The sequence below is a fragment of the Deltaproteobacteria bacterium CG11_big_fil_rev_8_21_14_0_20_49_13 genome (assembly GCA_002796305.1).
Classification (GTDB): Bacteria; UBA10199; UBA10199.
This window is the reverse complement of the sequence record PCWZ01000079.1, coordinates 1,516-24,513: the sequence shown is the minus strand read 5'-3', so window position 1 is coordinate 24,513 and position 22,998 is coordinate 1,516. Positions and strand designations below refer to the sequence as shown.

The window sequence follows — 22,998 nt, the reverse complement described above, 5'->3', positions numbered from 1 at the left end:
CGGACTATGGATAACTTTCTTCAACTCCCTCCATTCTCTATCCAACATATACCTTATCCTCTTTATAAGGGGGATACGATGTCTGTTCCGAGTTCCAAGTGAGCCAAAGATTATGCTGGAAATATGCCCCTTTTTGGGTGTATACTGCCCATTCAATGAACACCCACAGCGATCTCATAACCATCAAGTCGGGCGCGCATATTGAGTTCGTTGAAATAAGGGACAAGGTCGCCGCCGCCATAAATAGATCCAATGTAAAGAACGGAATTGCGATACTCACCACTCAGCACACAACTACCGCCGTATGCATCAATGAAAAGTGCTCCCGCCTTCAGGAAGATATGAAAGAGGCTCTGAAATGTCTCGTACCTGTCAACGCCGATTACAAGCACGACCATTCGAGCGTTGACGGAAGAAACAACGCCCACAGCCATTTAATGTCGCTATTTCTTAAGACCAATGAGATAGTCCCCATTACGGACGGAAAGATGGCGCTCGGGACATGGCAGAGCATATTCTTTATAGAACTTGATGGGCCAAGACCCGAAAGAAATATCAGAGTTACTATAATTGGTAATGACGAATGACCAAGCCGCAATGACGAAGGAAATCCCAATGTTCCAATATCCCCCAATTGGTCATTGAAATTTGGGCATTTATTTGTCATTGGGATTTGGTGATTGGAAATTGTCCTTATGAGCTTCTTTGCAGACGGAGACATCAACCTAGACGACTACATAGTCGAGACCTACTTCTTTGAATCGACCATCGACCCGAAAGAGGCGGCGGAACATTTGTGTCAGGAGCAATCGACCGCACAGTGGAAACGCGTAGGAGTTGACGAAGATCTTCGCACAAAACACGGCGCCAAGATACTTGATCTAAGGATAATAGAAAAATCGCCCTCCGAACCTGCGAACCTGCGAACCTGCGAACCTGCTAACCCATCATGGTGCGAAGTGAAAATAGCTCACCCACATATAAACTTCGGTGCAAAGATACCGAACCTCCTTACCGCCGCGGCCGGCGAAGGGGCGTTTTTCTCGCCGGGAATAACGACCATCAAACTTACCGATATCGAATTCCCCGAAAAGTTCGTGAATCAGTTCGAAGGTCCCATGTTCGGGATCAAAGGTTTAAGGGGTCATTGTAACATCATCAATCGCCCGTTCTTTATAGGCGTTGTTAAGCCTAATATCGGTCTTTCTCCAAAGGATTTTGCCAAGCTTGCCTTTGAGGCATGGGTAGGCGGGCTCGATATCGCAAAAGATGACGAAATGCTCTCAGATGCCCCATGGTCGTCCCTTTCAGAGCGGACCAAACTTTGCGCCGAGGCCGCAAAGAAGGCAGAGGATCTAACAGGCGAAAAGAAGATGTTCCTTGCCAATATAACGGACGAGGTCGACGAGCTTTTAAGACTTCATGACTTGGCGGTAAAGAACGGCGCCGGAATGGTTATGGTAAATGTCATGGCGGTCGGGCTTTCGGCCGTACGGATGTTAAGAAAACATTCAAAGGTCCCGATAGTTGCCCACTTTGATTTCATTGCCCCAATGTCTAGGCTCCCCTTTCACGGAATATCGAGCGAACTCTTGACCAAGCTTCAAAGAATTGTAGGTTGCGATATCATTATAATGCCGGGTTTCGGAGAAAGAATGAAGACCTCCGATACCGAAGTCCTTTCAAATGTCAACGAGTGCAACAGACATTTAGGAAAACTTAAAAGCTCACTTCCAACTCCAGGCGGAAGCGATTGGGCTGGAACTCTTCCTTCGGTATATGACAAACTAAAGACCTTCGATTTTGGTTTCGTCCCGGGCAGGGGCGTATTTGGCCACCCCATGGGGCCAAAAGGCGGGGCGCAAAGCCTTCGTCAGGCGTGGGAAGCTATCTTAAATGGAATATCACTGACGGAACACTCAAAGAATAATCCGGAGCTCAAATCAGCTTTAGACCTCTGGTCTGCCAGATCCTAGACCCTATCTGCCGTATTTATTAATATTTTCTTCGGCTTATTTCCCCACTACTTCGCGATGGCCAAAAGCTCCTTTAACTCCAAAAGAAACTCCTGCGTGTTGTAAGGCTTTCTGAAGAACGCGTCGGCCCCTAACTGCTTGGCGGTGACCTCAAGCGCCGTATCGTCAAGACCGGTGAGTATTACTATGGGAATATGCTTCGTATCAGGCGCATTTTTAAGGTCCTTTAACACGACCGAACCGAGCCCTACCGGCATCTTCCAGTCGAGTATTATCAGGTCCGGCTTTTTATGATGGGCAAGCTGTAAGGCCCTTATCCCTTCGTATGCTATTACCGTATCGTAACCTACGCTTGTGAGTCTTTCGGATAATATCTCTACAAATTCCTTGTCATCATCAGCTATCAGGATCTTTTTGGACATAATTACGCACCTCCGTAGATGAATTTATACAATATTTACAATGTATATGCCAGCAATTTATGAGCCTTCCGCAACATTGGACAATTAGACAAGGGGGGAATGGGGCGTCTATCTCGAGTCCGGCGGCTCATTCAAACGCCGTTCGCCGCCCGTAGCTTCGAACGACGGTCGCTCGAATACCTTACCTCCCCCTGAAAATATCTATTAGTTCGGTTCTGATATCGGGGCTCTTTATCACTTTTTCCGCGTAGCCAAGGTTTACCATCTGATCAGGCGAGAGCTTTTCTTGCTCATATTCCTTTATCAGGTATTCTTCCTTTTTCTTTCTCTCCGCGGCATCCTTTATCGTTGAAAGTTTTTTGCCGTGAAGGACCCATACAGCCCCTTTCGCCCCCATGACCCCTACCTTCGCACCTTCCAATACAAGCCCGAGCCTTTTGGGCCCTAAGGTCTTGAGGTTCGCATGTATCAGGCGGCCACCGTAGTTCTGATTAAGTGTCACCGCCACCTTTAGGTTGCGGCTGAGGCACTCTTCCCTTATCGACTTTCCCCCTTCACCCTGGATACCTGCGTGTTCCTGTGCGCTTCCGGGGGTGAACGCGGGCGAGTCGTTGAGCTCGACCAAGGGGATGCCAAAGCGTTCGCAATATCTGTTGAATCTTGTGAACTTGGATATTGAATCCATCCCTTGCGCCCCTCCGGCAACATCCGGGTCGTCCGCTATCACACCAACCTTCTTCCCGCTTAACATGGCCGTTCCCGTTATGAGCGGCTGGACATCGTTCGCGTAGAACTCAACGAATGAACCTTTATCGAATATCTCTTTTATACGTTCTCTCATCATGACATTGCCTTTACGATATTATCGAACGCCTCTCTCACATCCGCCGCCACGAAATGCGCCACAGCGCCGGCCGCCCTCTCTTCGTGTTCGGTGTCATCTCCCCTTTTTACGCAAGTTACAACATCACATGCCTCGAGAACAGGAAGCCTTGCAGATGCGGCGCCGAGAGCTATTCCAAACCTCGGGATATCGACCTTGTTAAGGAGCCGGTACATCTCATTCCTCTGATAGAGGTCGTGCGGCGAGCTCCATTCATTTAGCATATCGAACGTTTTTCCGGTAACGAGGATCAGAGGTATCTTTAGGTCCTGCGCGGCCGAGATGGCGGCACCTATCTTTTTGAACGATGCCGAACGATTGGCGCCTCCGTCCGTTGCCATCGCCGCTATAACAACGGGCTGCCCCGCTATTCTTGCGAGTCCCGTTATGACCGCACCGGCATTTTCGAGCTCTTTTCTTGTTTCATAAAAGAACCCTCCGTCAACGTTGGCAAGTATCGCGTCGCGCCCGAAGATGATGCTTGCAGAAGTGTCTATGCTGGGCTGGGGGTGAGTTGAGAGGCGGGCGATGCCATTAATGTTTGGACCCGGCGAAAGAAGGGCCAGCACCTCCCTTGCCGATCTTATCGCCGACTCTTCGCTTGGCGCTACGATATCTATATCGCCGCTCTTCTTTGCATGTGCAACACTTCCACCGAGCTCATAGTTGGTCGCCTTTTCTCCTATCGCCTTTTCGACCGTGGCAGAACCGGTAAGGACGCGGTAAACCTCCGGATGGTCGACCATTATCGAAAGATTTGAAATTGATGCGCCGTACACGAGCATGCCGACGGCGGCGCCCAGGTTCAGATGAATATGAGTTAACGGCAAATGGGTGATCGGTGGTCGGTGATCGGTGATCTGAAAATCAGAGATGCCAAAATTTGTAAGCACCTTTTTGAAATAGGCGCTGTTGTGATGACCGCCGAGCCATTCACAGAATTTTTCATGGCTGGAAAAACCGCCGGTATTCGCGGCGGCCCCGAAATATGCCCCCGCCCATCCAAGAGAGGCCACCGAACCCTTGATATTGGCGCCGGCGCCGTCATGAATGCCTATTAGGGGAACGCCCATGAGATAGGCGACAATGACGCTTGCGGCGAGTTTCTTCCCTTCGTTCTCGCCTAAAGCGCCGCCTTGTATCCTGTAATCGCCTGCGTAGCAGAGAACGTCCCTCCCAAATATCTTTCCCTTATAGACATTGAGGCCTACCTGCACACCTTCCGGCACCATAAAGAACGAATTCGGCACCTCTTCAAAAACGCCGCCGTCAAAAAGGAGCTTTGCCCTGTCCTTATTTATGAGCTTACCAAGCCTTTGCTGTCTGTCGTTAAGGACCCTTTCCGGATCGTTCTCTTTTTCTATCTCCCTCTCGTTTACAGAATAGGGAGGCCTTCCTATCACGCCGATGCTTCCCGCATGCCTCACCTCAAGTATCGACCTGAACGGTTCACCCCTTTCATTTTTGAGGTCTATTATAACTTCCGTAGCCGAAATGTTGAGCCCGTGCGCAAAACCGGCGACCCTCTTTGAGACCTTTTTCACCGCCTTTAAGCTAAGGCTGAACTTCTTATCATCGCCGCTCCATGGGACCGTGAAGCCTTCGGGCGTTACAATGAAGACATGATTAGGTCCGCATCCGGTCTCCGTCCCTGCCTTGAGCGCAATGTATGCGTTGATCGCTGCACGCTCGATAAATGGTATCGCATGTATCTCTCCGTCCCTTATCTCGGGCGCGTTCATTTTGGGCATTGCGATACTTATGAGCCTTTTCCCGGCCCGAAATAACCTCACATCTTTAAGCGCAAGGGGGAGTTCCATTATCTCGAACCCCTTGAACCAGCTGTTTATCGGTTCCGGAAGAGAGCCGTTCCTTGGCGGTCCGTTTATAATCTTAGATGCCTGGGCCGTAAAATCATTATATTCGTTAAGATACCCGGCGGCTACCGGAGGTTCTTTCAGATCAAAGCGCAAAAGAATGTCTTCAAAAAGGCCGAGTTTCTTTAGCGCCTTTAATAGTCCGTCGTTCACGCATCCACCTTCAACGGCAATGAAAGATACAAGTTCGTGAAGGCGCTCTTTTTTGACCTCTACGTTCTCAAATATCTTTCTAAAGAACGGAATGACACCGATACAGTTCTTTACATCCCTTCCATAAAGGAACTTCAGGACCCTCGACAGGATATCTTCCGTTGCCTTTGGTATCTTTTTGTCGGGGAAATTGCCGACGCTTAAAGAATGCTCGTCGGAAGAGAGCTTTAATATATCTTCGAACGAGGTGATGAGATCCGTCAAGAATGTAGCCGCCTCATTCTTTTGATCCGTGATGTTTCTCCCGGCAACCCTCACCGAATCGGCCGGAATATCGAAACCCGCAAAATAGTTCTTTATTATCAGAAAGCGGTCCTTTGAAGCCTTGTTATCTAATAACGCCAAGGGCTCCGCAATGATCCTTGCGAGCGATGAACTTTTAGGCATGTTTTTCACGGTGTCGAACCTTGTTTCTTTTGTCGCTTTGTTTTCGTAAGCTTCGAGCTCAAGTTCCAGGACCTTGTCGAATGCCTCAACAACATCGTCGGCAGAAAGGAGTATGGATCTAACAATACCGTTCGCGGCCGCCTTAACGGACGTCTCCATCTTCATCGCTTCAACGACAAAAAGCGTGTCGCCTTTTTTGAAATGTTCGTTCGGCCGGACCTTTATTGAAGATATCCTGCCGCCGGTAGGAGATGCGTGCCGGTCCTTTTCTTCGCCTCCGGCGTTGAACGAGGAGACCTCACAGAAATATGATGAACCGTTCACAAGGACGTGATTAACGCTTCCGTTGATATAGGCATGGGCCCTTACGATACTGCCGGATGAAAGGGCAAGGGTATAGATATTTTCCGAGATCTTTCTAAGCTCGGCCTCTATAGGGACCTTATTAAGAAAGGTGACGAACCTCTCTTCCGATACGCATTTTGTCTCTGTCTCGAATCTCTTCGCCCCTTCCGTTATAAGGAGCCGTTTTTGATCGTTCTTTTTGTATTTAAGCACCGAGACGAGCGTCAGCGCCGCCCAAAGGTCTTCACCATTGTGAAGGAGTTCGCTCATGTTCCTTTTTATGAACTTTGTGTCGTAAGAACCTTGGGCGAACTCGTTGTGAGAGATGATCTTTTTGCAAAGGGTGATATTTGAAGGAAGGCCCAAGATCACCGAATCCGAAAGAGCTTTTTGAAGAGAACTTATTGTAGCCTCTCTATCATCTCCAAAAGCTATCATCTTCGCTATCATTGGGTCATATTTTGACGACATCTCACAGTCGCCACCCTCAAAGCCGGAGTCGACCCTTACATTTTTACCCCCTGAAAGACTTATTGCCCTTATCTTTCCGGAGGCCGGCCTGAAATCGTTCGCCGCGTCCTCTGCATATATCCTTGCCTCGATCGCGTGACCTTTGCGCTCTATTTCTCCCTGCGAAAATTGAAGGGGACGGCCTTCGGCTATCTTTATCATCTCGCCAACGATATCCACGTTCTTTCCGTTTACGAACGTGGTCTCTTCTGTGACCGGGTGTTCAACCTGAAGGCGGGTGTTTACTTCCAGAAAATAGAGCTTGCCTTCAGAATAGAGGAACTCGACCGTTCCTGCGCTTGTGTAGCCGACCTCTTTGGCGAACCTGCACAAGCGCTCTATCGTCTCATTTCTCAATTTGTCACTCAGCGCTGGAGACGGCGATTCTTCTATCACCTTCTGATTTCGCCTCTGAATAGAACAATCCCTTTCGCCAAGCACGGTAACATTGCCGCAATTATCGCAAAGGATCTGAAATTCGATATGGCGCGTATCTTCCAACAACTTTTGAACGACCACTTCACCGCTTTTGAACAGAGATTCACTTATTCTAAATGCCTTTTCCAGCGCATCTTTGAACTCTTCTTCCTTTCGCACCACCACCTGCCCCTGCCCTCCGCCGCCGGTTGCGGGCTTTATGATAAGAGGATAATCAGTGATCGGTGATCGGTGATCAGCAACCTGTTTTGCTTTTATTATTACTTCGGGTATCGTTGTAAGTCCTGCCGCCTTGGCCGCCTTGCTTGCCTCGCCTTTATGGGCAAGGAGCTCCATGACCTTTGGGTTCGGGCCAATCCAGATAATACCCGCGTCACACACCTTTTGCGCAAATGACGCATCTTCGGATAAGAACCCCCATGCGGGCCATATTGCGTCAATTTTATGGGCCTTTGCGGCATTTATTATCTCGTCCGGTGAGAGATAGGACGAAATTTCGGCAGAAAGATCGCATCTGGAAATTGCGTGGCTGTATCTGTCATCTCCGCAATATACCCCGCAGACAGCCATCCCTTTGGATTTACAGGTCTTTACGGCCCGAAGGAGCGGTTCGCCCCTGTTGGCGACAAGGATCGATCTGATCTTTTTGTGCGACATTTACAGGGGCAATAATAAAGGATGGGTTATATTGACGCAATACTCGTCGCGTCATGAAAAGACTACCAAATGGAAAACCGGACAACTCTCGACATATTGGAGCGTCCCGGCGCCCCTGCCATCGTACCCATCACAAATAAAGGGAAGATCGTCGACTCAGGGTCTCTCTGCGGCCTTCTTTTTCTTAAAAAGTAGCCTCGAGATCATCTGCTTCATAAAGGCCTTGCGCTCCGAGACATGCCTCTTTGAAAGGACGTCGAAACCCGTGATGGCGCTTATGAACGGGGCATCCGAGAAGAACGAGAGCATGGAAAGATATACGGTTATAATGAACTGCCTTTCATCTATTTTGTTAAGCCTCCCCTTTGCCGATTCGTTACTGATATGATCGCAACTTCGCTCGAACAATGGCTTAAAGAAGTTGCGGAGCATGTTCTCAAGATAGCGCGACTCTTTGCCGGCGCTCTCGACCGTCGTGAGGCGGGCAAAGTGGCGGTGCTTGGCGGAATAATCAAAGAACGCGTCAAAAAGGCCGCCCACCAGCGCTTCTCCTTTGAGCCCCTTTTTCAACACGTCCTGCGCTATCTGGATCAGCTCAAAAAGGAGTCTGTCCATCACCGCATGATAAAGACCTTCCTTGTTCTTAAAATAATAGTGAAGAAGGGCCTTGTTGACACCGGCCTTCTTTGCGATCTCTGCGGTCCGCGCGCCCCCAAAACCTTTGAGCGCCAAGATCTCTTCTGCCGCATTTAGGATCTTATCTTTTGCGTCCATTATTTCATCCACATCTTAACGGCGATTATCACCAAAAATATGGCAAAGACCTTCCGGATGATCCCGTCGGGGATCTCCTGCACGAGGGTTCCGCCTATCCAGCCTCCGATAAAGAACCCGCACGCAAGTAGAATTGCCGCCTTAAAATCAACATTACCGGCCTTCCAATACATGAGCGCCGCCATGAGACCGATGGGCGGTATCATGGCGGCAAGGGTCGTCCCTTGGGCCATCTTCTGTGAGAATCCCAAAAAGAAGACCAGCACCGGTATCATTAATACCGCACCGCCTACCCCCAAAAAACCGCCAAGGACACCTGCCAAAAATCCGGTACCGACCATTATGGCACTGTTCATACCGCACCTCCAAGGTTTGCCCCTTTTTTGGGCCAAATAACGGAAGCAACTATTGATAACGCCAATATCACCCCCACAACTCCAAGGGCGATACCGACCGGTATCTTATAAAAGTTGACAATGAGCATCTTGACGCCTATGAATGAAAGGATGATGGCAAGCCCGTAGTTCAAATAGTGAAAGAGGTCAACGATCCCAGCGAGCGCAAAATAGAGCGCCCTAAGGCCCAATATCGCAAAGACGTTCGATGTATAAACGATGAAGGCGTCGCGCGTGATGGCAAGTATAGCCGGTATCGAATCGACCGCAAAGACGACATCGGTTGTTTCAATGACTATCAGGACCACAAAGAGCGGCGTTGCATAGAATACCCTGCCGATCTTTTTAAAGAACTTGCCGTCGTTAAATTCCGTTGTCACAGGCATTATTTTCTTAAAAAGCTTTAACACAGGGTTGTTCTCTGGGTGTATCTCCTTGTCCTTTTGGAACGCCATCTTGACGCCGGTGAATATAAGAAAGGCTCCGAAGAGATACATCGCCCAATTGAACTTTTCTATGATGGCGACGCCTGAAAAGATAAAGATGGCGCGCATTACAAGCGCACCAACGATACCCCAATAAAGTATCTTGTGCTGATATTGCCCTTCGATCTTAAAGTATTGAAATGCGAGGAGGAAGACAAAGAGATTGTCGACGCTTAAGGACCTCTCTATCAGATAACCGGTAAAGAATTCGACGGCGGGACCGCTCCCCTTCCAGAAATATATGCCAACATTAAAAATGAGCGCGACGATCGTCCATATAAGGCTTAAAATAAGCGCTTCTTTAAGTTTTATGGTGTGCGCCTTCTTATGAAAGATGCCGAGATCGATGGCGAGAAGGACAAGTACGAGAAGATTGAAAAGTGTCCAGGGCAGAAGAGTTGCTATCATAAAATATGTTCCAGCAATATCTTAACACCTATTCCTATGAGGACCATGCCTCCCACAATCTCTATCTTATTCTCAAAAAAGTGACCGAACCTGTTACCGATATAGGCCCCCGCAAAGGAAAAAGCAAATGTAATGCATCCTATTATAATGACGGGTACGACTATGAGAAGGTCCAAAAGTGCAAAGGTCGTGCCAACGACCAACGCATCGATGCTTGTCGCCACCGCCAGAAGGAGAAGCGTGAATAATTTGAACGGGTCGCTTTTTGCGTCGTTTTCGGTCCTCATCTTAAAGGCCTCATATATCATCTTAAGACCGATGATGGTCAGAAGTCCGAACGCTATCCAGTGGTCAAGCCCCGAAATATAGCTCCGAACGCCGACCCCGGCAAGCCAGCCTATAACAGGCATCACCGCCTGAAAACCGCCGAAAAGAACGGCCATTTTCAATGCGTTCGAAAGTTTTAGCTGTTTTACCCCGACGCCGCTGGAAATTGACACAGCAAAGGCGTCCATTGAAAGGCCTATTGCTATGATGATTATAGTGAACATCACGAAAGTTCGACTTTAAGCTCATGGTCCGGCCAGATGACCTTGACCGTTACTTTTTTATCCGTGCCGGACGACACAAATCCCCACGCCATCGCCAATTTTTCCAATTGAACCGACGGGTCGGTCTTTAAAGACTTCCCGAGCACTATCTCGCCTGCGCCTAGGTCAAAGGCCGCCTTGGCGGTGGCGTAGATCGGGTCTGTGGCCGGCACCACGATAGGAATGACCGAGGTCCCGTGCTTTTCGGCCACGGCAACTATGTTGGTCAGCAGAATGCGCTCGTCCGAGGGAAGACTTTCAACCCCTCCCTCTTCCAGCACCGGCCCCTGTCTCACGGTCATTACCATTACATCGGTAGTATCGCTGTCCGTTTTTTCTAGAACATCTTTTAAATGATAGAGATTATTGGGATCGCGCGCTGCAACAAGTATCCTGCTCTGGTGTTTACAGCCGCAGTTCACCGCATTCGCCACATCCTGAAATTTCAGGTTAACCTCTTCAAGTTCATGATCCCCGCCTGACTTCTTTCTCTTGTTCGAGTATTCAAAGCCCAACAGAACAAAGTAAAAAGCTATCGTAAAGATTATTCCAAGCTTCGTAGCGATCGTCTTTGTGAAAAGGTTGACTATGGCAATGCAAAAAAGAAAGAGGAACGTAAGCCCTATCCCTATTGGGAGATAGACTCCGCCGAACTTGATATTGAACGGGGCCATGAACTCCCTTGGGGTCCTGTCCTTCCATCTTAGTATCAGGACCGCCAGCGTCTGACTCACGAAACACCAAATAACGCCGAACGCATATGCCTCACCCAGGATATAAACGTCGCCTTCACACAAGAGGATTATGACCATTTGAACTATCGCAATGGAAGATATGAATCTGTACGTAGTGCCGTAGCGCGGGTGCGTTTTTCTGAACCAGTTGGCAAAGATACCGTCCTCCCCCAACCTATTCAGATCGCCGTTGGCGCCTACCATGGCGGTATTAACGGCACCCGAAAGGAGAAGCACCCCGACGATAACGATAAGCCCCTGCATCGCCATTTTTATCGTGGTCGGACCTATCAAGTGCATGGAAAGGCCGGAAAGAAGATTATTATAGTACGCTGGCCTTACCTGGTCGGGAATGATCATCATCGCAAAAAGGGAGACGAGACCGGTAAAAAGAAAACTAAATACGAAGATAACAACCGCCGCCCTTTTCAGATTCTTGATCTTTGGCGAGGCTATCTCACGATAAAGCTGGGCCAACGACTCCTCACCGCTCATGGCGAGTATCGAATGCCCGAGGGCCACGAATATACCGATAAGACCGATCCCCCTTACCCATGGAAAATGTCTTAGCCAACCCATGGCCTCATCTGTAGGATGCGGGGTAAATGTAGGGAGCTCAACATGCGTGAACATTATCGTTACAAGGCTCCAAACGAATATTATGCCGATAACAAGTATAGAGAGCTGGACTATTCTTAAGGACGCCGCACTTGATTCGCGGATACCTATGATGTTCTGGCGCCAGAAATATAGGGTTACTATAATGCCAAAGATAACGGCAAATGTAGGAGGACTGATATAGATCCCGGTAAACCCTATGAGCGCAAAGAACTGGTTCAAAAATCCCGCCAGATAGTGACCGGCAGAAACAGAGCTTATGGGTCCGGTCAACGAATAATCGAAAAGAAGGGCCGAAACCGACATTTTGGCAATGGGCCCGCCCAGCGCCTGTTTCACTACCTTATAAACACCGCCACGAACGAACATGGCGCACGATTCCATGTAAACCACACGAACACACAGCGAAAAGCACATTATGGCTATAATGAACCACGGGGCCGCCTTGCCTATCGCCTGTTCGGCTATCCCGCAGGCATAAAAGGCCGATGAACCAAGGTCGCAAAGGACAACCGATGCCGCGCGCCATGCCGAAACGAAGGTAAGCATCGCCGTTGTAATGACCACAGCGGTAGTTTTAGTGGAATATTTGGATAATTTATCCATTTTTGGGGGAATAGGGACTACTCTTCTATCATCTCCCGCTCTTTTTGCTGGATGGCGGAGAATATCTTATCAATATCGCCCAGAGAAGCCGTTTCCTTTACAAATGACGGGTCGCGAAAGACCGAAGATATCTTTGCAAGAAGCTTTAGGTGCCGGCCGAACTCCTTTTCTTTAACGGGAGAGAAAAAGAGGATGATCATGTAGGTCGGGTCCGAATCCGGTGTCTCTTTGAATCCACCCGGCACAACTCCGGCCACAAGGGTTATTTCTTCCACATCTGTTACCCTTGCGTGGGGAATGGCTATTCCGGTCGGAAGAAAGGTGGAACCTTCGTATTCGCGGTCGAGGATCGCCTGCGCCAGGCGCTTTTCGTTCCTTATACTATTGTGCTTGCAAAGTTCCTCTGTCAGACGGGTGAATACGGTGTCGCGGTCGGTTACGTCTTTGAGGATAACGACGTTAAGAGGCGTTAAATAGTGACATAACATCATAAGATAATAATAAAAATCCAGAAGAGCGCTTCTTGTGCCTTCTGGAATGACGCCCCACCTACCATAACCAACATGGCTTGTCAAACACCCTGATTTATTCCGGGGACACACACTTAATTCTTAAGTGTATGTCCCAATTAAAAGAAGTCGGCGCTCCCAAATGACCGAATTGTTTGAATATATTGATCGATCGTCGTTTCATCCATCCCCATGTGGAGAAGTATATAACGCCCCATCTCAACGCCGGCCTCTAGCTCTTCGGATATAACGATATCGGCGCCCGCGGAATAAAGGTCCTCCACCTGGTTCCTGAACTTGGCCCTTGTTATTATCCTGATGCCGGGATTCATCGACCTTGCCTGCGTGATTATCGCCATGCTATTCATATAATCAGGCGCTGTAATGGCCAGGGCCGACGCCCTTTCTATGCCGCTCTTATAAAGTATCTCCTCGCTTGCGCCGTCGCCAAGATAGACCGGCCTTTCGGCATCTTTGGATTTGAGCTTTTTTACAGTAGCCGGGTTTAGCTCCAAGACAAGGTACTTTCTCCCCGCCTGCTCCAAGATACGTCCGACACTGGAACCAAGCGGCCCGAACCCGCATATAATGACATGGTCCTTAAGATGCCCCGCCTCTATCTCCGCCCCCCTCTTTTCACAACGTATCCTCTGTATCGGAATGATCCTATCGATGAACACCGACAGTTTTGGCGATATTGCCATAAAAACAGGAGTGAGAAGGATGGTAATGAACGCCGCATTTATCGTAAAATCATAGAGTTCCTGGGATATTATGCCGGCGCCTCTTGCAATGAGAGCGATCAGGAAGGAGAACTCTCCGACCTGTGAAAGGGCGAGCCCCGCCATCACAGAGACGCTCATGGGATATCTAAACAGGAACACAACGATGGATGTGATGAGAGTCTTACCTAATGGGAGCGCCAAGGCGATAAGCAGGAGTATCCACCAGTGGGAAAGCAGGAACGCCGGATGAACAAGCATTCCGATGGAAACGAAGAAGAGCCCGTTGAAGCAGTACCTAAAAGGTGCGATCTCCGAAAGCGCATGGAACCTGAAATCGGTCTCGGCAACCATCAACCCCGAAAGAAAGGCCCCAAGTGCGAACGAAAGCCCGAGCCACGAGGTAAAATATCCAAAACCGAGCGCCATGACCAGAATGGATATCAAAAAAAGCTCTTTGCTCCTTGTAAGAGTTATCTGATGAAGCAACGGAGGCAGCACGAACCATCCACCCAAAATGAAAATGCCTATGACCGCCGCCGCTTTGAGGAGCGCGTAGAAGATCACCGGGGATCCAGAAAAACCCAAAGGTGCCGCAAGGATGGGAAGAAGGGCTATCATTGGAATGGCGGACATGTCCTGGAATATAAGTATTCCGATAGCGATCCGCCCATGCGGGGAATCGACCAGCCTCTTCTGCGCAAGGAGATAGTAGACGATGGCCGTGCTCGAAAGCGAAAGGGCACAACCCAGGAAAAGGCCCTCATGCCATGTAAAACCGGTCCACAAAGAAAGTCCACAAACGACCGCAATTGTAAGGGTTATCTGAAGAGCGCCTCCAAGAAGAGCGACCTTTTTTATCTCCCCGAAATGTTTGAGCGAGAATTCAAGACCCAAAGAAAAGACAAGGAGCGCAACTCCTATTTCGGCCAACAGATTGATACGCTCGGTATCTTGGATGAACCCAAGTCCGGAAGGTCCGATAATGAAACCGGTTACCAAAAGCCCTACAATGGGCGGCAGCTTCACCCTGTGAAAAAAATAGACGACGGGCACCGCAACGGCAAAGATTATCAGGATATCGGTTAGAATAGTATGTGGCATTTCCGTGACAAATTTTATTAGTTGCAAGGCTTGTATCACAAATGATAGAACATGTGAATACAATTCACTAGTTACAAGTTACGGGTCACTAATATGATACTGGGCATAATGAGCGATACGCACGGACACCTGACCGAGATGCGGGAAGCGGCGTCACGTATGGCAGAGGAGTTCAACGCGGACGTTATTATCCATCTCGGTGACGATTCGACCGATGCGGACGATCTTAAAATATCTTTTAAGAACGTTGTTTCGGTCCCCGGCATCTTCGAGACTAGGTATAAGGACCCGGCATTCCCCAACAGGATAATAAAGGAATTCGAAGGCGTTCCATTTCTTATAACCCACACCCCTGTCAAAGACGCGCACGACCTTGAGGAAGACATCAATCCAACTGAGGCCGCACAGGACGGCGACGTGAAAATAGTACTTTACGGACACACCCACAAACCTTTCATAGGAGAGAGGTACGGAGCATATTACATAAACCCCGGTCATATCCACCCCAAGGACAACAGGGGTTCGTCCATGACATTTGCCATACTTGAATTAAAACCTCATAAGCTGGAAGTAAAAATAATAGAGCTAAAAGGTAGCGTCATCGACCAAAAGACATTCTTCATTGAATGACCACCTAAGCCAGATCGAACTCGTCCAGATAGTTTGGAATGACAACGTTCCAGTTGAAACGATCCTTGATCCTTGTCGCAAGGGCCTTTGTGGAATTGGCCTCGCCGTGAACCAGAAATATCGCCTTTGGCTTGCGCCTGAAATTTGAGAGCCATTTCAGGATATCCTCGTAATCACCGTGCGCGGAAATGGAATCTATGAGCTCGATATGACAGTTAAGCGGAACCGGCTGTCCGTGGATCTTTATGCTCCTTGAACCGTCAAGTATCGCCCTGCCCCTGGTCCCTGACGCCTGATAACCGACAAGCACAAGGGTTGAGTTGGGGTCCGGGCCGTACGCCTTCACATGATGAAGCACCCTTCCGCCTGTCATCATTCCGGAGGCCGAGATTATGATAGCAGGGCCTGGCATGAAGTTCAGGTTCTTGGACTCTTCCTGCGTCCTTACCATCTTCATATTGGGAAGAGTGAAGGAATGCTCATCCATTTCATCTTTAAAGAACCCCTCTTCATTTGAATGCTTCGTATATATCTGCGTGGCACTTATTCCCATCGGCGTGTTCAAGAACATGGGCACAACGGGTATCCTCTTTTTATCCTGAAGTTTTTTGATTATGTAAATGATCTCCTGCGTCCTGTCGACGGCGAACGCCGGTATAATAATTTTTCCGCCTCGTTCTACCGTTGATCTTATGATATGCTCCATCCTGTCGAAGACATTCTCATCAGGATGAAGTTTGTCTCCGTAGGTCGACTCCATGACGATATAATCGACCTCTTTTATGGTCGCAGGGCCCTTGTTGATGACCGAATCGTACCTGCCTATGTCGCCTGCAAAGAGAATGGTGCGCTGATACGGCACCTGCGATGTGATGTGAACGAACCTCGCGCCTAAGATGTGGCCCGCCTCTACGAGGCGCACTTTAATTCCGTGTCCAAGGTCGAAAGGCTTCCCATCCGGAATGGCGGAGAGATAAGGGAGCGAGGCGACGGCGTCGCTATACGTATACAAAGGAAGTGCCGGCAGATGTTTTGAAAAACCCTTCTTTGTCGCGAAGACCGCGTCTTCTTCCTGCAGAAAGCCCGAATCGGGAAGTAGTATCTTGCAAAGTTCGACTGTCGATGTGCTAGCGTAGGCCCTGCCTCTGAACCCCTGTTTTACGAAGACGGGGAAATATCCGCTGTGATCGATGTGTGCATGTGTAAGGATGACCGAGTTGATCTCTACGACAGGAACAGGCAGAGGAGCCCAGTTTCGCAGACGAAGCTCTTTGAGCCCCTGAAAGAGCCCGCAGTCTATCATATATTTTGCGGATGCGTTATAGAGAAGGAACTTGGAACCGGTCACCGTCCCAGTCGCGCCCAAGAATTGCAATTTCAAACCGCCTTTATCGCGCCTCTTTGCCATTTGACATTTACAGTCTAACACAAAGAGTCGTGCTTAACAAGCGTCTTTTAAGTCACTGTGTCGTCACCCGCGAATGCTGGGACCTCGTTCGTACACTCTGGATCCCCGCTTTCGCGGGGATGACAACTATTTCATGATCGCTTTCAAATCATTTTCTGCCGTTGTTATCGGCATTATATTATAATTATCAACGAGCACCTTTAGAACGTTCGGCGATACGAACGCGGGGAGGCTGGGTCCTAACCTTATATTCTTAATTCCAAGATGGAGAAGCGACAGAAGTATGCAGACCGCCTTCTGCTCGTACCACGAAAGTATGAGCGAGAGCGGCAGTTCGTTCACCGAACAGTTGAACGCACCGGCAAGGGCGGATGCTATCTTTATCGCCGAATAGGCATCGTTACACTGGCCGATATCGAGGAGCCTTGGAATGCCGCCTATGTCGCCGAAGTTAAGCTTGTTGAAACGATATTTGCCGCACGCAAGCGTCAATATCACGCAATCTTTGGGAACTTTTTCGGCGAACTCTGTGTAATAGTTACGTCCGCTCTTTGCCCCGTCGCATCCACCAATGAGGAAAAAGTGTTTTATCGAGCCTTTCTTGACCGCCTCTATAACCTTGTCCGCAACTCCGAGGACCGCGTTGTGTCCGAAGCCGACGGTTATATACTCCTCCGCACCGTTCGCAGTAAAACCTTCCGCTTCAAGCGCCGATCTTATGGCGGGAGCAAAGTCATGTCCCTTGATATGCGTAACCCCGGGCCACGCAACAAGACCTGCCGTGAATATCCTTCCCTTGTAACTATCCTGTGGACGCTGAATGCAGTTGGTCGTCATGAGAATGGAACCGGGGAATGCCGCAAATTCTTTTTGCTGGTCCTGCCACGCACCGCCGTAATTACCTACGAGATGTTTATATTTTTTAAGTTCCGGATATCCGTGCGCAGGGAGCATCTCACCGTGCGTATAGATATTAACGCCCTTTCCTTCTGTCTGCTTTAAAAGCTCTTCCATGTCCTTAAGGTCATGCCCTGAAACAAGAATGGCCTTTCCCTTGACCGGCGTGATCCTTACTTTTGTCGGAACCGGATGCCCGTACGCACCTGTGTGAACGGAATCCAAAAGCTCCATCACCTTCAGATTCACCTCGCCGCACTTAAGGTTCATTGCAACCAGTTTTCCCACATCTTTTGGATCATCTGCCAGGAACGTGAGTGCCTCGCGAAAGAAACTATAAACGGAGGCATCTTCTTTTCCGAGGATCTGCGCGTGTTGGGCGTAAGCAGCCGTCCCTTTTAATCCGTAGGTCAATAGCTCTTGAAGGCCAACCACATCATCGCCTTCTACACCTTTCCGCTTGTCTATCGAAGGCGTGTCGAGAGAGGCAGCCCCACCTTTATAAAATGTGTGAGCTTTATTTACGAGCTTCTCAAGACTTGCGGCATCGAAGTTGACGTTAGTTACTGTTGAAAAAAGGGCCTCGATAATGAACCGGTCGGCATCGACTCCCTTCTCGCCGTGTTTAGCTATTTTTTTTGTCTCATGAACCAGCTGGTCCTGCAAGACCGCGACCTTTGGGTCCTTGCCGCACACACCAAAACTTGTGCATCCCGTACCGTGCGACGTCTGCTCACATTGATAACAAAACATATCCATACAATTTCCTCCTTGTTTGTTGTGAACGCAACTTACATGTTTACAAAACCTATGCTTTGACCTATGTCAAATATGCAAGATAATTGGCTTTTTTAAGGGGGCAAATTTTAAGGCAAACAGTATAGATTTTTTAGCAACTTTTCCGGAAAATTGCCGATAATAGATATATATGAAGATATCAGTGCTTCATCTATTAGTAGCCGTAGCTATCGTCTGGCCTTCGGTCATAAGCAGGGCATCCATTCCCACATTTGAGGACTTTGAATACGCCGGAGACGGCATTATAACCATCTATAACACCCATTCCCACGAACTTGAAACCGTCGAATATAAGAACAAGGATGGCTTCATTAATGAGGGTCTTAACGAGATAAACTACCTTCTTCGCTGCAGAATGAACGATGAAAAGGCCCAGATGTCCCTAAAGCTCATAGCCCTTATAGACCACATACAGGACCATTTTGGAGTGAGTAAAATCGATGTCATTTCTGCCTACAGAAGCCCCGAATTTAACAGGTCGCTAAGAAGGCGCGGACATCGCGCCGCAAAAGAGAGCCTTCATATGAAAGGCATGGCCATGGATATAGTCGTACCCGGGGTCCCCATGAGAAAGCTAAGAGATTACGCAAGGTCTCTAAAAATGGGCGGGGTCGGATACTACAAGAGATTTGTCCACGTGGACGTCGGGCCTGTCAGATATTGGTAGGCGCACCTCTTTTTTATTTCCCTTAGGCAATTTCAGATCATTTATCTCCCAAGGATCTATGCCAAAGCTAAAAAGTTTCCATTCGGTGATACCCTCGAGATCTTTTATCCTCCCGTAAAGATCCGGATATATCGTCAAGGCGTCCTCATGGACCGCTACCGGCTCGTAGATGATTTCAACCGGAACAGGACGGTCCAAAGAGACCACAAAAGTACTGCGACTATGCTTCTTATACTTCTCCATATAAGAAGGGTCACCCTTGTCGGTCAGATGCTGCTGCAGATACCAGGCGAGCGTCAGCGCGTCACCTGAATGCATGCGAATACATCCGTGCGAAGCCGCGCGTCCTATGCTCCAGTCCTTTGTGGTTCCGTGAAGCCTTATGTCATCGCTCATCAGCATCTTGACCGGACCCAACGGATTCTTCGGCCCAGGAGGCGTTATCTTATCGTTCTTCGCCCAGTCGCTCTTTGGCGGATACCACCAAGGATTCCATTCTATTCTCTTTATCGTCTGTGGACCGATGGGTGTTTTATATCTGACATCTCCAACGGCCACAGGAAATTCAAGTGCCGGATCTTCTCCTTCATAGAGTATCAGTTTTGTCGCCGGGACATTTATCACTATCCTGTAATCCTTTGGACCCTCGCTTATCACCTTAAGATCCTCTTCAAGGACTCCGTAACCGGTCTTCGTGGAAGAAGGTTTTGGGGCTGGTTCAGCCTGTTGTCTTCCCTGGTCCAAAAAGAACGGACCGCCGGTTGGAATGTTAAGAGCAGGATAAGAGAGAGCTCCCAGCCCGAACGTCACTATGAAAAAACTTGAGAGCTTCATGCGATCTTACCTCCTACACTCAAGCTGGAGCATAAAGCGTGCCAAATGAGGGATATGGTCTAAAGGCCAGGGCCTGACAAACTTAACTATAAGACTTTAAATGTTTTTTGGTAATTGACGATTAGATTCAATCTCTTGAATTCAGTCTTATAATACTAAAAAGGGCGGGTGAAATTTCACCCACCATGTTGGATTTCTTGACGTTTTGAACTATTTACCAAAGAGGCCTTTAAGGAGCTGTTTGCCGGGGTTGGGAAGGCTTCCGCCAACCACATCCTTTACGGTATCGACCGCCTTTTGGGCGGCATATTCGGTGATGACCTTTGTGAAAAGGGAGGCCAGATATTTCTCATCCGGTCGAACGCTTGGAGAGGAAGTTGTTCCGCCCACGTTGAAAGGGATATTAAGCTCGCCGCTCTTGTTCACAAGAATGCTCTTTGCCGTCTGGTTCGTTATGAGCGCGTCGGTCGTCTGCCTTGAAAGCGCGAACGCTCCGGCATAATCCAACTGCTGGTCCATTGTAACGGAACCGTCGAGCGTGACACTGTATTTAGGATGCTGCCACTTTACGTTCGGCGTGTTTATCACCCCGTTCGCAATACTGAACGTGGCGCTAAAGTCCTTGCAAGACGCATCGAGCGAACGAAGTTCTGCAAGTCCGCGCTGGTTTATTATTATTCCGGGACCTGCCAGTATGTTCCATGCGGGACTCCCGAATATCTTCTCTCCTAGCTTCAAAGATGGAATATCGCCGTTGGCAAGGTTAATATTTCCCTGAGCCTTAAGGTTCTTTTTGATGGCCGCCTCGTCGGTTCCCTTCCCGTCGGCCTTGACGTTGAGCGTTCCATGTCCTTTTAACAGCTCCTTCGTTGCGGGAACCTGGGACATGTCGATGTTCGATACGCTGACATCGGCGTCATATGCGGATTCACCAACCAGACCAAGGCTGCCGCTCCCTTTAAGTGAGCCGCCGTAAAGATTGCCGGTGAGGGACGCCAGGGTTATCTTGCTGGGCGTATATCTTATGTCCGATTTAAGGTTCGATATCTCGTAGCCCTGATATTTCACCTTGGCCGATTCTATGTGTCCGGAAACGGAAAGGCTCTTTGGGTTCGACGCCGGACCGGATATCCTGAGGCTCATGCTAGGGTCCGAGACCTCGCCCATTGCCTTCAAGGCAGGAAGGAGCGATTTTAGTTCACCTATCTTGAGCGGAGAGATGGTCGCCTTGATATCGGCCGGCATGGGTTCTTTTGTGGAAACGCTTCCGGAGGCCGATATCTTTGTTCCGCCCAGGGCCACAGCCAATTTATTTATCTTCACCGAATCGTCTGCATAGTCGCCGTTGATATCTATTGAAAGCGGCATTTTATTGAGCGCGGCCTTCGAGACATCGCTTGGCACCTGCGAATAAAGCCTCGGGTCGAAAGCAAGCATACTGCCTATGTTCGAACCGGGGAGTTTCAGCTCCACGTGAGCGGACCTATTATCTCCGAAGTTCACATTACCGTTAAGATCGAACGCCGCTTCACCAATGACGACCTTCCACTCCTTTATCTCCGCCGTCTTTCCCTTCAGGTCTGCGTTAAGTTTTCCGTCTATCTTAAAGTTCTGTTTTTCGCTCCCGAAAAGGGCCACGGCCAGATGGACCGGCGAAACAGCCTTGCTTGAATCGGGAGAGAAGTCCGAAAGTTTGAAATCTAACTGTTTTATCTCCAGCGGGATTTCACCATCTTTGGTTATTTTTACAAGGCCGTCCTCGATCTCGAAACCTGCGACCATCACCTTCCAGTCAGAGGAGGGTTTAGGGGCTAGGGTCCGGGAACTTGCATCATCTGCATATGCATTCGCTATAAATACCCCGCTTGCCGTTTCTCCAGCTTCCTGCCTCCTGCTTCCTGTTTCCTGCTTCTCCTCAAGAAGATCGTCTATATTCGTCCTGCCGTCCTTGGCCGTGCTAAAATAGACCTCGGGCGATATCAGGTCCAAAGTTACAATAGCTTTTTTGGAGAAAAGAGGCATCAACCGCACCGAACCCGATATCTCCTTAGCTAAAACTATCGGCTCGCCAGCAAATTTACCGGTCGTATTGGATAGCTTCACTTCTTTCAGGTCAAACCCCGGAAGCGGGACTATCTTTATCCTCATCGAGCCGACCTCGAGCTTGCCGGCGATCCTGTTCTCGACCTCTTTGACAATATATTTCTTGTAGGTGTCGGCCGGTATCAGAAATGGAACAATAAACGCTAGTAAAAGAATAACACCTATGACGATTGCGCCATACTTGAGGAGCTTTTTCATGGATCATTCTCCTTTAAAAAGTTTTCTGACCTGTTTTTTTATGATTTCGTGGGAGACCGACGGGGACGTTGCAAGGAACACCGTGTCATCCCCCGCAACCGTTCCGACAACTCCCTGTATCTTTTGACTGTCGAGTGTTATGCCGACGGGGGCCGCCATGCCGACCAGCGTCTTTAGGACTATCATGTTGGGGCCGGCCGATTCCATTGTGGTGATGGGAGGCGTGCTTCCGTGCATGCCGCGCGGAGGGACAACATAGACCCCCTGCTGTTTAACAAGGCCAAGCTCCTTGATGTCGCGAGAAAGGGACGACTGGGTGACCTCAAAGCCGTAGCGTTCAAGGGCTTCTTTCAGATCGTCCTGCGTCGTCATCTTATTCTCTTTAACGAGCCGAAGCATGAGGTCCTGCCTTGACTGTTTTTTGGTGGGGGAAACTCTCATACGCATAAACTATCTCCTTTTTTTGATGGGGGGAACGACCGGCTAAGAAGCCGTTTCCCCCCAAACCCCTCTCGCTCGGACCGGTAAAACCGGATCCTCACTCGCTTTTTTGCATATATATGCAAAATTCGTCGTTTTATGCAATCATTTAATATTTCTTGTAAATAGGGAGAATGCGGGCTAAATGCCCGCCCAACCATGAAACTACGAATGCATCAATTTCTGGCACGTTCCGGCGTTGCAAAGAACAACTTTGAGATCAATCAGATGATAAAGAAGGGGCGCATCCGCGTGGACAATGACGTCATAACCGCCGAATCCTTTATATTTGATACGAACAGGCGGCGAGTCTTTCTGGACGGAGAAGAG

The 22,998-nt window shown here is 49.0% G+C and carries 19 protein-coding genes and 1 pseudogene (1 of these 20 only partly in view); 5 read left to right on the top strand and 15 right to left on the bottom strand.

The features are described 5' to 3' along the window. Positions 1-155: 155 nt before the first annotated feature. Both COV46_07700 and COV46_07695 read left to right on the top strand, forming a co-directional pair. Positions 156-587 carry a secondary thiamine-phosphate synthase enzyme gene (locus COV46_07700; GenBank protein PIR16592.1) on the top strand — a complete coding sequence of 144 codons (432 nt, stop codon included), beginning with the start codon at positions 156-158 and terminating at the stop codon, positions 585-587. A gap of 108 nt (positions 588-695) precedes the next feature. Beyond that, positions 696-1,976, top strand: a complete 1,281-nt coding sequence (locus COV46_07695; GenBank protein PIR16591.1) for a ribulose 1,5-bisphosphate carboxylase — start codon at positions 696-698, stop codon at positions 1,974-1,976. A 47-nt stretch (positions 1,977-2,023) separates the two neighbouring features. Here COV46_07695 and COV46_07690 read toward each other — a convergent pair whose 3' ends face one another. From COV46_07690 to COV46_07645, 10 genes are all read right to left on the bottom strand, one after another. Then, on the bottom strand, positions 2,024-2,398 hold the full coding sequence (locus COV46_07690; protein PIR16590.1) for a hypothetical protein: 375 nt from the start codon (positions 2,396-2,398) through the stop codon (positions 2,024-2,026). 181 nt (positions 2,399-2,579) lie between these two features. Further along, entirely contained in the window at positions 2,580-3,242 is a 663-nt protein-coding gene (locus COV46_07685) for a hypothetical protein (GenBank protein ID PIR16589.1), read from the bottom strand. Next, a complete protein-coding gene (locus tag COV46_07680) occupies positions 3,239-7,708 on the bottom strand; it encodes a hypothetical protein (GenBank protein ID PIR16588.1) in 4,470 nt (1,489 codons plus the stop codon). Before COV46_07680 ends, COV46_07685 begins: the two co-directional genes overlap by 4 nt. 156 nt (positions 7,709-7,864) lie before the next feature. Beyond that, the gene (locus COV46_07675) at positions 7,865-8,482 is read right to left on the bottom strand and encodes a hypothetical protein (protein PIR16587.1); all 618 of its coding nucleotides are present in this window, start codon (positions 8,480-8,482) and stop codon (positions 7,865-7,867) included. Further along, positions 8,482-8,838 carry a permease gene (locus COV46_07670; GenBank protein ID PIR16586.1) on the bottom strand — a complete coding sequence of 119 codons (357 nt, stop codon included), beginning with the start codon at positions 8,836-8,838 and terminating at the stop codon, positions 8,482-8,484. Before COV46_07670 ends, COV46_07675 begins: the two co-directional genes overlap by 1 nt. Then, positions 8,835-9,770: a hypothetical protein gene (locus COV46_07665; protein ID PIR16585.1), complete on the bottom strand. Its 936-nt coding sequence runs from the start codon at positions 9,768-9,770 to the stop codon at positions 8,835-8,837. Before COV46_07665 ends, COV46_07670 begins: the two co-directional genes overlap by 4 nt. After that, positions 9,767-10,321, bottom strand: coding sequence for a hypothetical protein (locus tag COV46_07660; protein ID PIR16584.1), 555 nt, complete (start codon positions 10,319-10,321; stop codon positions 9,767-9,769). Before COV46_07660 ends, COV46_07665 begins: the two co-directional genes overlap by 4 nt. Continuing rightward, positions 10,321-12,318 carry an amino acid transporter gene (locus tag COV46_07655; GenBank protein ID PIR16583.1) on the bottom strand — a complete coding sequence of 666 codons (1,998 nt, stop codon included), beginning with the start codon at positions 12,316-12,318 and terminating at the stop codon, positions 10,321-10,323. The genes COV46_07660 and COV46_07655 overlap by 1 nt, the downstream gene beginning before the upstream one ends. Positions 12,319-12,335: 17 nt before the next feature. Continuing rightward, entirely contained in the window at positions 12,336-12,893 is a 558-nt protein-coding gene (locus COV46_07650; protein ID PIR16582.1) for a hypothetical protein, read from the bottom strand. A gap of 53 nt (positions 12,894-12,946) precedes the next feature. Then, the gene (locus tag COV46_07645) at positions 12,947-14,653 is read right to left on the bottom strand and encodes a hypothetical protein (GenBank protein PIR16581.1); all 1,707 of its coding nucleotides are present in this window, start codon (positions 14,651-14,653) and stop codon (positions 12,947-12,949) included. 93 nt (positions 14,654-14,746) lie between these two features. On the opposite strand from COV46_07645, the gene COV46_07640 reads away from it, so the two are divergent. Beyond that, positions 14,747-15,283: a YfcE family phosphodiesterase gene (locus COV46_07640; GenBank protein PIR16580.1), complete on the top strand. Its 537-nt coding sequence runs from the start codon at positions 14,747-14,749 to the stop codon at positions 15,281-15,283. 4 nt (positions 15,284-15,287) lie between these two features. On the opposite strand, the gene COV46_07635 is transcribed toward COV46_07640, so the two are convergent. Together COV46_07635 and COV46_07630 are read right to left on the bottom strand one after the other, a co-directional pair. Then, positions 15,288-16,664 (bottom strand): MBL fold metallo-hydrolase, encoded by a 1,377-nt coding sequence (locus COV46_07635; GenBank protein PIR16614.1) that lies wholly within the window; start codon positions 16,662-16,664, stop codon positions 15,288-15,290. Between the two features lie 153 nt (positions 16,665-16,817). Next, on the bottom strand, positions 16,818-18,341 hold the full coding sequence (locus COV46_07630) for a hydroxylamine reductase (GenBank protein PIR16613.1): 1,524 nt from the start codon (positions 18,339-18,341) through the stop codon (positions 16,818-16,820). Positions 18,342-18,516: 175 nt separating this feature from the next. Between COV46_07630 and COV46_07625 the strand changes: the two genes are divergently transcribed. Continuing rightward, positions 18,517-19,053 carry a hypothetical protein gene (locus COV46_07625; GenBank protein ID PIR16579.1) on the top strand — a complete coding sequence of 179 codons (537 nt, stop codon included), beginning with the start codon at positions 18,517-18,519 and terminating at the stop codon, positions 19,051-19,053. On the opposite strand, the gene COV46_07620 is transcribed toward COV46_07625, so the two are convergent. The 3 genes from COV46_07620 to COV46_07610 form a co-directional block, all read right to left on the bottom strand. Further along, the gene (locus tag COV46_07620; GenBank protein ID PIR16578.1) at positions 18,982-19,887 is read right to left on the bottom strand and encodes a hypothetical protein; all 906 of its coding nucleotides are present in this window, start codon (positions 19,885-19,887) and stop codon (positions 18,982-18,984) included. The genes COV46_07625 and COV46_07620 overlap by 72 nt on opposite strands. Before the next feature lie 210 nt (positions 19,888-20,097). Continuing rightward, positions 20,098-22,188, bottom strand: a complete 2,091-nt coding sequence (locus COV46_07615) for a hypothetical protein (GenBank protein PIR16577.1) — start codon at positions 22,186-22,188, stop codon at positions 20,098-20,100. 3 nt (positions 22,189-22,191) lie between these two features. After that, positions 22,192-22,635: an arginine repressor gene (locus tag COV46_07610; protein PIR16576.1), complete on the bottom strand. Its 444-nt coding sequence runs from the start codon at positions 22,633-22,635 to the stop codon at positions 22,192-22,194. Positions 22,636-22,827: 192 nt separating this feature from the next. Between COV46_07610 and COV46_07605 the strand changes: the two are divergent. Beyond that, positions 22,828-22,998: pseudogene (locus COV46_07605) on the top strand (hypothetical protein) (it continues 555 nt past the right edge of the window).

Coding starts and splice junctions, on each gene's coding strand:
- COV46_07700 (PIR16592.1), top strand. CDS start 156: ATGAACACCCACAGCGATCTCATAACCATCAAGTCGGGCGCGCATATT.
- COV46_07695 (PIR16591.1), top strand. CDS start 696: ATGAGCTTCTTTGCAGACGGAGACATCAACCTAGACGACTACATAGTC.
- COV46_07690 (PIR16590.1), bottom strand. CDS start 2,398: ATGTCCAAAAAGATCCTGATAGCTGATGATGACAAGGAATTTGTAGAG.
- COV46_07685 (PIR16589.1), bottom strand. CDS start 3,242: ATGATGAGAGAACGTATAAAAGAGATATTCGATAAAGGTTCATTCGTT.
- COV46_07680 (PIR16588.1), bottom strand. CDS start 7,708: ATGTCGCACAAAAAGATCAGATCGATCCTTGTCGCCAACAGGGGCGAA.
- COV46_07675 (PIR16587.1), bottom strand. CDS start 8,482: ATGGACGCAAAAGATAAGATCCTAAATGCGGCAGAAGAGATCTTGGCG.
- COV46_07670 (PIR16586.1), bottom strand. CDS start 8,838: ATGAACAGTGCCATAATGGTCGGTACCGGATTTTTGGCAGGTGTCCTT.
- COV46_07665 (PIR16585.1), bottom strand. CDS start 9,770: ATGATAGCAACTCTTCTGCCCTGGACACTTTTCAATCTTCTCGTACTT.
- COV46_07660 (PIR16584.1), bottom strand. CDS start 10,321: ATGTTCACTATAATCATCATAGCAATAGGCCTTTCAATGGACGCCTTT.
- COV46_07655 (PIR16583.1), bottom strand. CDS start 12,318: ATGGATAAATTATCCAAATATTCCACTAAAACTACCGCTGTGGTCATT.
- COV46_07645 (PIR16581.1), bottom strand. CDS start 14,653: ATGCCACATACTATTCTAACCGATATCCTGATAATCTTTGCCGTTGCG.
- COV46_07640 (PIR16580.1), top strand. CDS start 14,747: ATGATACTGGGCATAATGAGCGATACGCACGGACACCTGACCGAGATG.
- COV46_07630 (PIR16613.1), bottom strand. CDS start 18,341: ATGTTTTGTTATCAATGTGAGCAGACGTCGCACGGTACGGGATGCACA.
- COV46_07625 (PIR16579.1), top strand. CDS start 18,517: ATGAAGATATCAGTGCTTCATCTATTAGTAGCCGTAGCTATCGTCTGG.
- COV46_07620 (PIR16578.1), bottom strand. CDS start 19,887: ATGAAGCTCTCAAGTTTTTTCATAGTGACGTTCGGGCTGGGAGCTCTC.
- COV46_07615 (PIR16577.1), bottom strand. CDS start 22,188: ATGAAAAAGCTCCTCAAGTATGGCGCAATCGTCATAGGTGTTATTCTT.
- COV46_07610 (PIR16576.1), bottom strand. CDS start 22,635: ATGCGTATGAGAGTTTCCCCCACCAAAAAACAGTCAAGGCAGGACCTC.